Origin of the sequence: Brevibacterium samyangense, from assembly GCF_039529845.1 — a bacterium.
Classification (GTDB): Bacteria; Actinomycetota; Actinomycetes; order Actinomycetales; family Brevibacteriaceae; genus Brevibacterium; species Brevibacterium samyangense.
Window position 1 is genome coordinate 230,998 of record NZ_BAAANO010000020.1, and the last position, 11,323, is coordinate 242,320.

The following is an 11,323-nucleotide window of genomic DNA, read 5'->3' on the forward strand; positions in this document are numbered from 1 at the left end:
CTGCTTCGGCAGTGCGGGGCCTTCCTGCATCCGCGGGAGAACACCCGGGGGAGTTCGGGGGAGCCCGGAGGCTCAGGAGAGCTCGGGAGTGCTCAGGCGGGAGCCTTCACGGAGACGACGGGCGCCTCGGCGGCGAGGATGATGCGCTGGGCGGTCGAGCCCATGATGAGCTTGCCGACGGGGGAGCGACGGCGCGAGCCGATGACGATCATCCGGGTGCCGGGATCCGCCGTGGCGGCGTCGACGAGTTCGTCGACGGCGTCCTTGCCCCGGAGGTACTGCGAGAGTTCGAAGTCGACGCCGGTGGCCTCGAGTCGGGCGCGGACCTCCGCGAGGCCCTCTGCGTTGCACAGTCCCTTCTCGTCGACCGAGCGGCCCTCGCCGATCCCGGCATTGATGACGTGGAGTCGGTCCCCGTGCGCGCGGGCCTCGGAGATACCGAACTCCAGGGCGGCGTCGCCCTCGGGACTGGGGGTGTATCCGACGAGGATCGTCATTGGTCCTGCCTTTCGGTGGGTGGGGTTTCCGGTCGTGATGCACCTGTGGAGCCACGGGGAATCGTGGCTGGTGAGGAGTCGTGGGCCAGTCTACGTAGACTTTGCCCATGCCTGCCTCCCTGCTGCCCGATCCGGGCGTTCTCGACACCCTTCAGACGGAGATCCGTGCAAGTGGAGGGGAGCACGCCCGGTGGCCGCAGGGTTTCCCCCTCGGCCGGATCACCCAGGAGTACCTCGTCGGTCGGGCACTCGGCGTGCTCGACGTGTCGGGGCGCGTGGTGGCGGGCGGCGGCGAGGGCGGACCGTCGCCGGCCGCGCCGGCCGCCGGCCCGTCGGGGAGCACGACCGGGGCGCATCCACTTCCGGTCCTCGTCGTCGACGACACGGAGGCCGGGGAACTCCTCCTCGCGGTGGACTCCGCGGCGCGGGCCGCCGGACTCACCCGCCCCGTGCTCACCTACAACGATTCCTTCGCCGTCGAACCGGCAGAGCACGCGCTCCCGGGACGGACCGCGGACGCCGGGGCCGGGGTCGGTGCGCCCGAGGACGACGAGGAGCGCGAGGGCCCTTTCCGCGTCGTCATGGCGGCACCGAAGGCGGTCGCCGCGCTCGAGGAGTACCTGCTCGACCTCGCGGACGTCACGACCGAGATCGTCCTCGTCGGTCGCGAGAAGCACATGGGACCGGGCCTCCGAGAGGCCCTCGCGAAATTCTTCTCCCGGGTCGACGTGACTCCCGGCGTCGGGAAATCGCGGATCCTCGTCGGGACCGGGCCCGTGCCGGCAGGGGAACGCGGATACGTCCAGGGGTTCCCGCGCGCCGGGACGCTCCCCTCGCCGGCCCCGGGCGTCCCGGAGCTGCCGGTGCGCGCCCACGGCGCGTGCTTCGGCGGGATCAAGAAGGACCCGGGCACCACCGCCCTCGTGAGGGCGCTCGCCGCCCGTACCGCCGAGGCGCCCGCCGGGTCCGTCCTCGACCTCGGCTGTGGCAACGGCTGGCTCCTCGCCTGCGCCGGTCATCTCCTCCCGACGGCGCACCTCACCGGGGTCGACGTGTCCCGGGCAGCCGTCGCCTCGGCGCGGGAGACGCTCGCGGCGGCGTTCGGCGAGGAGGTGTTCGCCACGGGCACGGTCGGTGCCGAGGAGAGCGCGACGGACGACGGGGGCGCGACGGCCGACGGGACCGGGCGGGCGGCGGTGCAGCTGTCCGATGCCGGCGAGGAGCTCCCCGCGGAGGCGTACGACCTCGTCCTCCTCAACCCGCCGTTCCACGAGGGAGCGGCGCTGGGACTCACGACCGCCCACCGGATGATCACGAACGCGTACCGGGTGCTGGAGCCCGGCGGGCGCCTCGTGTGCGTGTTCAACTCGCTGTTGCGCCATCGCACCGCCATCGAGGACGCGTTCGGTGCCGACCGTGTCGAGCAGTGGTCGCGCGATACCCGGTTCACCGTGGTGAGCGCGGTGAAGGCGGGCTGAACCCGCGCCGGAGTCCCTCAGCGTGAGTCGTGGAGCACCCTCCCACCGGCGACGACGAGTGACCGCTCGGGCGTGCGGACGAGGGCGTCCATGGGGTTCTGGGCGTCGAGGAGGACGAGGTCCGCGGGTGCTCCGACGACGAGGTCGTGCACCTCGCGGCCGACGGCCCATCCCGCGTCCGCGGTCGCGACGCGCACGATGTCGAGGAGGTCGGCGTCGCGCGGCAGGTGCGAGGCCCGCGCGAACTGCCACGCGATCCCGAGCGTGTCCCCGGTCCCGAACGGGGCCCAGAGGTCACGCACGCCGTCGGTGCCGAAGCCGAGGCGGACACCGGCGGCCCGGAGCTCTGCGAGCGGCAGCTGCTCCGGGTGCCTGAGAGGAGCGACGGTCGTCATCGACACCCCGAGATCGGCCATCCGCCGGAGGAGCCCGGCGCGCCGGGCCGGTTCGACCTGCGCGACCGCGAAACCGTGGGCGAGGTTGACCCGCCCGAGAAGGTCCCGGTGCTCGATCCCGTCGAGGAGGAGCTCGATCTGGAAGGCACCGAGTTCGCGCGGGTCGTGGAGATGGATGTCCACCCCGGCACCGGTGTGTGCGGCGAGTCCGAGGATCGCGTCGATCTGTCCGACGGGGTCCCGGTCGATCGTCGCCGGATCGATCCCACCGATGTGGTCGGCCCCGGCGGCGACCGCCTGCTCGAGCAGATCGAGGACGCCGGGGCGACGGAGCACCCCGTCCTGCGGGAACGCGACGATCTGGGTACCGAGGGCTCCCTCGTACTCCGCGAACACCTCACGGACGACCTCGACACCGCGCAGGCCCACGCCCGGGTCGACGTCGACATGCGTGCGGATCGCCGTCGTGCCGCAGCGGACCATCTGCGCGAGGAGGCCACGGACGGAATCCGGGTCGGGGATACCGAGGGCGTCGCGCCGGGCCCGTTCGTGCGCGATGCGCCCCGGCGTCGTCATCACCCCGCCGTAGCCCTCCCACTCCTTACCCCACCACGTCTTGTCGACGTGCGCGTGCGCGTTCACGATGCCGGGAAGCGCGAGCAGACCGCGGCCGTCGACGACGGTCGGGGAGGCGGATGTTACGGCCGGCGACGCGGGGCCGGGAGCGCGGGGCGCCTCGGCGGGCGAGGTGCAGTGGTCCGACGGCGCGGTGGGCGTCACCGCGGTGATGAGGCCCGCGGTGATGTGGACGTCGACGGGGGAATCTCCCCACGGGCGGACGTTCCGGACGACGAGGTCGGCGGGGGAGGGCGCGGAGGCGGGCTGTGCCGAGCTCGGCGTGGAGCCGGACGGAACCGACGAGGACGGGGATGTGGGGGAGTGCGGGGTTGTCATGCGCCACAGCATGACAGATCCCGGTGATCGGGTGGGGCTGCGTGTCAGGTGCGGGGGACGGTGACGACCCAGAGGAACTCGACGACCTCGCCGGCGGGGCCGAAGACGACCGGTTCGCGGCTCGTGACCCGTGCGGATTCGCCCGCTCGGACCTCGAAGGGGCGGGTCGGTTGCCCGACCGCGAGTGTGCCGAGGTCGACGTGCACGATCGAGTCCGCAGCGGCGCTCTCGACGTTCGTCCGGTAGCCGTCGCCGGCGAGGATGCGCCACTTCCACAGTTCGACGGAGACGGAGTCCGTCTCGGTTGCCTTGAGCAGGTAGCCCCAGCTGCCGCGGTCGGTCGACCACACCGCGACGCCTTCGGGGGAGGGACTGCCGGAGAGTTCGACGAGTCCGGCGAAGGTCGTGCCGAGTGCGGAGGCGATCCGGTCGACGGTCCCGAGGCTCGGATTCGCCTTCCCCTGTTCGATCTCCGTGAGCATGCGTCGACTCACACCGCTGCGTTCGGCGAGGCGGACCACCGTGAGATCGGCGTGCGTGCGGAGTGCGCGGATCCGCTGCCCCACCTGCACCGCGACCTCCGGTCGGATCCGTTCCGACATGTGTCCACCTCCGTTCCGTGCCCGTCCTGTTCCCCGGGTGCGCGAGTCCTGCTTCCGGATCCGTTCGTCCGGGATTCGTGCGTCCGGGGTCCTGCCTCCTGAGAAGGGAGAACGGGCGGGTCAAGACTATCGGTGGATGGACGCGCTGCACGTCGCGTGTGAGCACTATAGTGCTCACCATGACGTCCGAATCCGGTCCGGCCACCCCTCCCGGCCCCACCGCCTCCACTCCCGAGGCGCCCCTTGCCGTACCCACTGTCCCGCCTCTGCCACGCGGGCCGCTCGTCCGGTGGTGGGCGGGATTCGCCGTCTTCGGCGTCCCGCAGGCCGCGGGGCCCATCGCGTTCGCTCTCCTCGCACTGCCGCTCACCGGGAGCGCGGAGTCCGGGGCGGCACTCGTCTTCGCGATGACGGCGGCGCAGGTCGTCGGTGCCGTTCCGGTCGCCCGGTTCGGCCGTCGCTTCGATGCCGTGCGGTACCTCCGGGCCCTCATCGGGATCCGTGCGTTCGCCCTCGTGGGGCTCACTCTCCTCGCTGTCGCTGGTGTGCCCTTCGGTTGGTGGTTCGGTGCGGTCGTCCTCGCAGGGGTCGTGAACGGTGCGGCCTACGGGTATCAGCGCATGCTGCTCAATCGTCTCGTTCGCCCGGCGGGGTTGCCCCGGGCGCTCGGGATCGCGGCCACGCTCAACGAGATCACGTTCGCCACCTCGCCGGTGCTCGCATCGGCGCTCGGTGCGGTGTCGCCGGTGTGGGCGATGGTCGTGATGATCGTCCTCGGGTTCGGGCCGATGGTCCTCATGCCCTCGGTGAGTGGGGCGTCTGCTGGGGCGCGGGTGGGGGACGGGGACGCCGCGGAAGGCGAGGCGGATGCGGGGGCGCGGGGCGCCTCGGCGGGCGAGGACGGCGGCACCGGAGGTACGGGCGGGACGAGCCGGGTGCCGGCCGTCGTCCTGTTGTGGCTCGTGTGCGCGGCGGCGAGCAATGCGGCCGCCGCGATCGTCGAGGTGGGGGCGGTGGCGTTCGCGCTCGCGTTCGGGCTGGGCGCCGGATGGGCCTTCGTGTTCGGGCTGGTGCTGTGCGTCGGATCGGTGCTCGGCGGTATGTGGGTGAGCATGCGGAACCGGCGGCCGAGCGCGGCGGGGGTCGTCGTGTTCTTCGCGCTCACGGGGCTCGGAAATGTGCTCGCGCTGTTCGGAGGGCATCTGCTCGTCACCCTCGCGGGTGCGGCGCTCATCGGGGTCTATCTGCCCCAGCTGCAGACGTACTTCTCGCTCGTCGTCGACGATCTCTCCCCGGAGGATCGGCGGGCGGAGTTGTTCTCCCTGCTGCGCACGGCCGGCTCGGTCGGGATCATCGTCGTGAGTGGATCGATCGCGTTGTGGGGTCTGCACGCGGCCATGACCGTGAGTCTTGTGCTCGTCGTCGTCGCGATCGGCCTCACGGCGTGGAATGCGCTCCGCACGCGCGGGGACGGGCCGGTGCGGGCGCGCATACGCGTGTGAGGGCGTATGGCGTGATGCCGGTGGGGAGGGAGCACGTCGGTGCTCGCGAGTACGGGCGGGAGTCGGGGTCGGGTCGGCGTCGACTGTGCGATTGTCGGTGGGTGCCGACGTTCGTGTCGCGATCGGCTGCTGGGATTCCGTGAATCTGCGCATTCAATGGCGATCTCAACGCGGTGTCAGCAGGGAATCGTGATCTCGACGAGGGATCGGAACGCCTGCGCGGCAGCAGCCATCCCGGGCAATGCGAAACGAGCCATCCCGGGCAATGCGAAACGGANCCCTTTTCCTGCGGGTGCGCCCTCTGGGGATCGAACCCAGGACCCACTGATTAAGAGTCAGTTGCTCTGCCAGCTGAGCTAAAGGCGCGTGTTGTTTCGCTCGTTTCCTCGCTTGCAACGAGAAATAACTATACATGGGTCGACGGGGTGCGCAAACTCGGAAAGCCGGTTTTCGGCCGTTTGTGGCACACCTCACCGGTGCGCTCGCGTGAGTCGCCCTTTGCGAGCCTGTCACCAGGGAAAACGTTGCGCGTGGCGCGGGTCTCATCGTGCTCGCCCGTCCGTGCGCTGGGTCGTTCCGGGTGCCTCGGGAGGCGGTGGGGACGACGAACCCGAGGCGAATGGAAGGTACGTCACAGGACGTCCGTCATTCACCTCGGGTTCGTCGAACGTTCGCGGGTGACGGGGGATGCCTCGGTGGTGCCGCATCGGGAAAGCTGCTCCCCGATGTTCCGCCGACGCGCTCATCAGAGGTACAGGCCGGTGGACTCCGACTCGACGGGTTCCTGCACGGCGTGGACGTCGCGTTCACGCAGGAGGGTGAGGGTGGTGCCCTCGAGTTCGACCTCGGCTCGCTCGTCGGGATCGAAGAGGACGAGATCGCCGAGCGCGACCTGCCGGACGTGCGGGCCCGCCGCGACGACAGCGCCCCAGGCGAGGCGTTTGCCGACCGCCGCCGTCGCGGGGATGACGATCCCGGCGGCGGACTTCCGTTCGCCGGCGGCCTGATCGGGCTCGACGAGGATGCGGTCGTGCAGCATACGGATCGGGAGTTCTCTCTTCTTCTCGCTCACCCGGTCATTATCCCGCAGTGGTGTGGAGGTGCCGCAGCCCCGAACCCGGCCGGGACGAGACGGGCCACAGTGGGGCGGCGCACATCCCCTGAATGCACGAAGCCCGCCCGGACCGTGGGTCCGAGCGGGCCGTGAGGCATGCGTGAGGTTTACTTGCGTCCCTTGAGGACGAGCGCGAGGGCGACGCCGGTGACAGCGAGGACGACTCCGCCCATGAGGGCCAGGTTCGTCGTCCGCAGTTCACCGGTCGGGGAGACGACGGTGCCCTTCGCCTTCTCGACCGCCTGGGCCGAGAGGGTCTTGGGGTGCACGCGCTGGACGAGCTCCTCGAGGTTGGCGGCCAGACGCTGTTCGCGCAGTCGGATGGACTCCGCCAGCTGGTCCTTGCTGGCCTTGTCGACGGTCACGTCCGAGGTGTACACGATGCTGGTCATATGAGGGTCCTCACTGTCATTCGCTGCAGCCTGTTCGCGACCGAGCTTACCGTCTCACCGGGGGATAGGGTGGTGGGGCACCGCAGAGGATCAGCACCCGACGGAAGGACGACCTCCATGCCCCGCTTCGAGGTGGGCGACACCGCTCCCGACTTCACCCTCCCGGACTCCACCGGAACCCCGGTGTCCCTGTCCGACTACCGCGGTTCCCGCGTGGTCGTCTACTTCTACCCGGCGGCGATGACCCCCGGGTGCACGACCGAGGCGTGCGACTTCCGCGACTCCCTCTCGGCTCTCGCCGCAAGCGGTGTGAAGGTGCTCGGCATCAGCCCGGACTCCCCGGAGAAGCTCGCGAAGTTCATCGAGAAGGAGGGACTGAACTTCCCGCTCCTGTCCGACGCCGACAAGCAGGTCATGACCGCCTGGGGCGCATTCGGGGAGAAGAAGAACTACGGCAAGATCGTCCAGGGCGTCATCCGTTCGACGCTCGTGATCGACCCCGAGGGCGTCGTCGAGATCGCGATGTACAACGTCAAGGCCACCGGCCACGTCGCGCGGATCCGGAAGAAGCTCGGCATCGACGACTGAGGGATGCCCCCTCCCCACCACCGAGGTGCCCCGCGCCCACCGGTGCCCGTCCCTCGCCCGGCCCCGCGCCTCGGTTCGGGGCCGGCCCCGTCGAGCCGATAGCATGGTGGGGTTCGCGCGAGTGGCGGAATAGGTAGACGCGCTGGATTTAGGTTCCAGTGTCTTCGGACGTAGGGGTTCAAGTCCCCTCTCGCGTACGCGTGTGATGAGTCGGGTCATCGCCTGCAGATGAGTCGGTACATCATCGACACGAAGGTCCGGAACCCGTTGGTTCCGGACCTTCGTCATTCACCGGCGACGGATGCGGTGCCCTCACCATGCGCAGTCGTCATCCGGTCGTGCCGAGTGACATGCATCGTCTCGAGTTGCACGCACGTAACCGAGCACGTTGCCGCCAACTCGAGATGGAACTGATAACGCGTGAGCACGGGGGCGTCAACGATGTCGGTCCGCCGGAGCGATTCAGGGGCGGCGGCGCAGTGTCACCCAGCCGACGACGCCGAGGGCCGCGACGCCGATACCGATGAGCGTCGGGATCGCCCACGACATCCCGGGGCCGTCGAGCGGCCTGGTCGACGTCGACACGTCCTCACCGTTGCCGGTCTCGAGGAAGGCGTCGTCGCCCGCACTGCTGTCGCCCGATGTTGGCTCGTCCTCGCCCGAGGCGCCCGTTGCCGTCGGGTCGGCTCCCGTGGCGGTGATGACGTCGTCGTCCGACCCGAACACGTCACCGGGGGCCTGTGGAACCGGGTCCGCGTAGTTCTCGGCGGACGGCACGCCGTCCTCCTCCAGGCCGGTGCCCGGCAGGAAGAAATCGGATCCGTCGTCGCCGGCCTGGCTGTCGATGTCGTTCGACGGGTCCGAGGTCGCTTCCTCCGTGGCACCGTCAGTGGGGGCGTCGGTGGGTGCGGGAATCCCGGCGGTCTCGCCAGTGTCGCTACCGTCCAGGCTGCTCGGTGGTACCTCGTTCTCAGCGGAAGTGCCGTCTCCCGTTGACGCGCCAGTTTCTTCGTCCGTAACGTCCGAGCCCCCGGACTCTTCCGGACCGTCGGTTTCTTCAGCACCGCCGGGCTCTTCTGGAGCATCTGTCTCTTCTGGATACCCGGGTGCTTCGGAGTCGTCTGATCCGCCCGGAATCTCAGTTTCTTGAGGTGCCTCGGGCTCCGGCGGGCCCGCAGTGAGATCGGGGCCGGTCACGGTGATGGAGGCCGAATACTCATGGCCGTCCGCAGCAGTCACGATGTAAGTCGCGGACGCCGTGCCAGCGAAGGTCTCCGGGTTCGCATCGAATCGAATCTGCTGATCACGGGTTTGGTAGTTGTACTCGAATACGAACGTGCCTGCGGGAGTGTCGAGAGGCTCGCGTTCTCCTGCCGCCTCGAGACGCACCCGGTGACGCTGTTCCTCCGGATCGAACTCGTCGTTCGCGAGCATCTCGATGACGACCGAGGTCTCACCCGCGGGGATCTCCGCGGAGTCGTCGTGGAGGACGACGCGAGGCTCCTCGACCTCGACCGTGAGGGTCGCTGCGTTCGACTGCTCGCCCTCGGAATTCGTGATGACGAACTGTACCGACGCCGTGCCGGTGAATCCGTCCTCCGCGGAGAAGGAGACGGTCTCGTCGTCTTCGACGGTGAAGGTCCCCCCGACAGGGTCGCCCACGAGCCCGACTTCCGCGTTCTCGTCCCCGTTGGTGAGGACGTCGATGCCGTGCACGTCTCCCTCGAACGCGGACGACTCGTCCGAAGCGACATCGCGGGCCACCGGGGTTGCGTACTCCCCGTCGTCGCCTTCGTCCTCGGTCGGTGTGGGTGTCGGTTCCGTCGCTGGTGCGGTCGGCTCGGCCGACGGATCCGTGGTCGCGCCGGGAGTCGGGGTCGCATCGGGTTCGCCGCCGGGCGCCGTGCCCGGAGTGCTCGCGGCCGTGGGACCGGTGGCGGGCGCGGACGTTGCGGAGTCGGGTCCCGTGGCGCCGGGCGCAGCTGCCGGTACCGTCGTGGAATCGGGCGCGGGCGCCTCGGCCGCGGGACCCGAGGTGGTCGCGGAGTGGTCCTGTGTGCCGTAGGTGCGGGGCGCCTCGGCGGATTCCGCTGCGGTGGACTCCGTGGGGGAAGGGGTGGCCGACGGCGACGCCGTCGTGGTGGCGGTCTCCGTGGGCGTGGCCGTTGCGGTCGGAGTGGCGGTGCTGTCGAAGATCGGGGATCCCGCGATCGTCGGCTCCGTCGTGTGGGCGACTGCCGCGGAGGCCGCGATCGGCGCGGCACAGACCGCGAGCGCGAGCACACCGGAGGCGAGAGCACGACCGGTGAGCGCCTGTCGGCCGGTGGAAAGGGACTGGGACGGATTAGGCACGGAATTCCTCGGGAACGGTTCGGGCGGCCACGGCACGAGAAGTGCCGGGTGCACAGATCTCCACGGGCCAGCCTACGGCACGGGCCCATGCGGGGCCGCACGGTGCGGGACCGGGCGCGGCGGTACGTGCGGGAACGGGAACAGTGGTCACTGTTCGGCCGCGAACGCCGTCACCCGGTCGGCGCTCCGGCGCACGATCGCGAACGATCCGACCTCCTCGGATCCGGGAGCGCCTGCCGAGGGCACCGCCTCGGGGGCGCTCCCGGTGCCGGCCGGATCCGCGAGCGGGGACCCCTCGCCCGTGACCGCGAGGACGTTCGTACCGCTCGTGTAGGCGGTGTCGCCCACGACGAGGACCGCGGTGTCGCCCCGGACGGCCGGTGCCACGTTGCCCCGTGGTTCCGAGAACTGGAGGCCGTCCTCGTCCCCGTTGCGCACGAGTGCGCCGGTCTCCATCGAGTAGAGGTACGGGCCGATGACGGCGAGCCGGTAGCCCTGCCCCCGGACCCAGTTGGCATCGCCGACGGCGTCCGTGCTCGTCGACAACTGCGAGGTGATCCTGCCGTCGGTGAGCGAGTGGACGACGAGTTGCACCCGATGCCCGGAGTTCGCCGAGGCGCCCGGCTCGCCCCACAGGGTCACGACCTTGCCGTACCCGGCGGTCACCCAGCGGATGATCTCGAGGTTCTCCGCGGGCTGTTCGAGGTCGACACGCCGCGACTCGTTCGAGTGGATCTGGGTGACGGTGACCGGCCCGGCCCACTGGGCGGAGATGAGATGGTCGCCGTCGATCGCCATCGGGGTGGCGCCCGGTTCCGGGGTCGGGATGTCGGCGAGCCCGCCCCGCGCGAAGGTCTTGAGGCTGTTTCCCTGCTTCACGAGGACACTCGTGCCGGCGCTCGAGATCCGCACGTCCGGCGGCAGCTCGTAGTCGACGGGGGTGGTCTCGCCGTCGAACAGTGCCTGCGCGGTGTTCCCGTAACGCCACAGGAGCGCGTGCTCGCCGTCGATCGTCGTGTCGACCGCGAAGCTGAGTGCCCCGTCGATCGGACCTTCGTACCGCAACCCGCCCGTTGCCGGATCGAGGACGCGCAGGGTGTTCCCGTCGACGACGAGAACACCGCGGTCCGTCGCCGTCACCGAGGCGGTCTGCGGTACCTCGGCCTCCCACGCGGGCGACTCCGAGAACCCGGGGACGGCCGCAGGCGAGTCGGCCGCTTCGAGGGCGTCCTGGGTGACTGCGCCGGCCTCCGCCGGGATGCTCTCGGGGCCTGATTCGGGGGCGCCGATGAACTCCCGGACGTTCGGCACGAACCATGCGACGCAGGCGGCTACGAGCAGGCCCGCGAGGACGACCGTCGGCACCGTGAGCCCACTGAACGCACCGCGCCGACGGGGCTTCGCCGGAGCCGGTTCCGGCACCGGGGCGTGCGGTGCCGCCGCCGGGGG

At 70.4% G+C, this 11,323-nt stretch carries 9 protein-coding genes, 2 tRNA genes and 1 pseudogene; 4 read left to right on the forward strand and 8 right to left on the reverse strand.

What is annotated here, in order from left to right:
- Positions 1 to 92: 92 nt before the first annotated feature.
- Entirely contained in the window at positions 93 to 497 is a 405-nt protein-coding gene (locus ABD172_RS11755) for a universal stress protein (protein ID WP_344309856.1), read from the reverse strand.
- A 107-nt stretch (positions 498 to 604) separates the two neighbouring features.
- Between ABD172_RS11755 and ABD172_RS11760 the strand changes: the two genes are divergently transcribed.
- Positions 605 to 1,975 carry a class I SAM-dependent methyltransferase gene (locus ABD172_RS11760; RefSeq protein ID WP_344309858.1) on the forward strand — a complete coding sequence of 457 codons (1,371 nt, stop codon included), beginning with the start codon at positions 605 to 607 and terminating at the stop codon, positions 1,973 to 1,975.
- A 17-nt stretch (positions 1,976 to 1,992) separates the two neighbouring features.
- On the opposite strand, the gene ABD172_RS11765 is transcribed toward ABD172_RS11760, so the two are convergent.
- Together ABD172_RS11765 and ABD172_RS11770 are read right to left on the reverse strand one after the other, a co-directional pair.
- Complete coding sequence (locus ABD172_RS11765) at positions 1,993 to 3,324, reverse strand: amidohydrolase family protein (RefSeq protein ID WP_344309860.1); 1,332 nt, start codon at positions 3,322 to 3,324, stop codon at positions 1,993 to 1,995.
- Between the two features lie 44 nt (positions 3,325 to 3,368).
- Positions 3,369 to 3,926, reverse strand: a complete 558-nt coding sequence (locus ABD172_RS11770; RefSeq protein WP_344309862.1) for a helix-turn-helix domain-containing protein — start codon at positions 3,924 to 3,926, stop codon at positions 3,369 to 3,371.
- Positions 3,927 to 4,105: 179 nt separating this feature from the next.
- Between ABD172_RS11770 and ABD172_RS11775 the strand changes: the two genes are divergently transcribed.
- Positions 4,106 to 5,428 (forward strand): MFS transporter, encoded by a 1,323-nt coding sequence (locus ABD172_RS11775; RefSeq protein WP_344309864.1) that lies wholly within the window; start codon positions 4,106 to 4,108, stop codon positions 5,426 to 5,428.
- Between the two features lie 293 nt (positions 5,429 to 5,721).
- On the opposite strand, the gene ABD172_RS11780 is transcribed toward ABD172_RS11775, so the two are convergent.
- The 3 genes from ABD172_RS11780 to ABD172_RS11790 form a co-directional block, all read right to left on the reverse strand.
- Positions 5,722 to 5,794, reverse strand: a tRNA-Lys gene (locus ABD172_RS11780).
- Positions 5,795 to 6,173: 379 nt separating this feature from the next.
- Positions 6,174 to 6,467, reverse strand: coding sequence for a GroES family chaperonin (locus ABD172_RS11785; RefSeq protein ID WP_344309883.1), 294 nt, complete (start codon positions 6,465 to 6,467; stop codon positions 6,174 to 6,176).
- 182 nt (positions 6,468 to 6,649) lie between these two features.
- Positions 6,650 to 6,934 carry a DUF3618 domain-containing protein gene (locus ABD172_RS11790; RefSeq protein WP_344309866.1) on the reverse strand — a complete coding sequence of 95 codons (285 nt, stop codon included), beginning with the start codon at positions 6,932 to 6,934 and terminating at the stop codon, positions 6,650 to 6,652.
- Between the two features lie 117 nt (positions 6,935 to 7,051).
- On the opposite strand from ABD172_RS11790, the gene bcp reads away from it, so the two are divergent.
- Positions 7,052 to 7,522, forward strand: a complete 471-nt coding sequence (gene bcp, locus ABD172_RS11795; protein WP_344309867.1) for a thioredoxin-dependent thiol peroxidase — start codon at positions 7,052 to 7,054, stop codon at positions 7,520 to 7,522.
- Positions 7,523 to 7,637: 115 nt separating this feature from the next.
- Positions 7,638 to 7,719: transfer RNA gene (locus ABD172_RS11800), tRNA-Leu, on the forward strand.
- Positions 7,720 to 7,984: 265 nt separating this feature from the next.
- Here the strand turns inward: ABD172_RS11800 and ABD172_RS11805 are convergent.
- Together ABD172_RS11805 and ABD172_RS11810 are read right to left on the reverse strand one after the other, a co-directional pair.
- A complete protein-coding gene (locus ABD172_RS11805) occupies positions 7,985 to 9,874 on the reverse strand; it encodes an Ig-like domain-containing protein (RefSeq protein WP_344309869.1) in 1,890 nt (629 codons plus the stop codon).
- A 147-nt stretch (positions 9,875 to 10,021) separates the two neighbouring features.
- Positions 10,022 to 11,323, reverse strand: a pseudogene (locus ABD172_RS11810) (hypothetical protein); the annotation flags it as partial.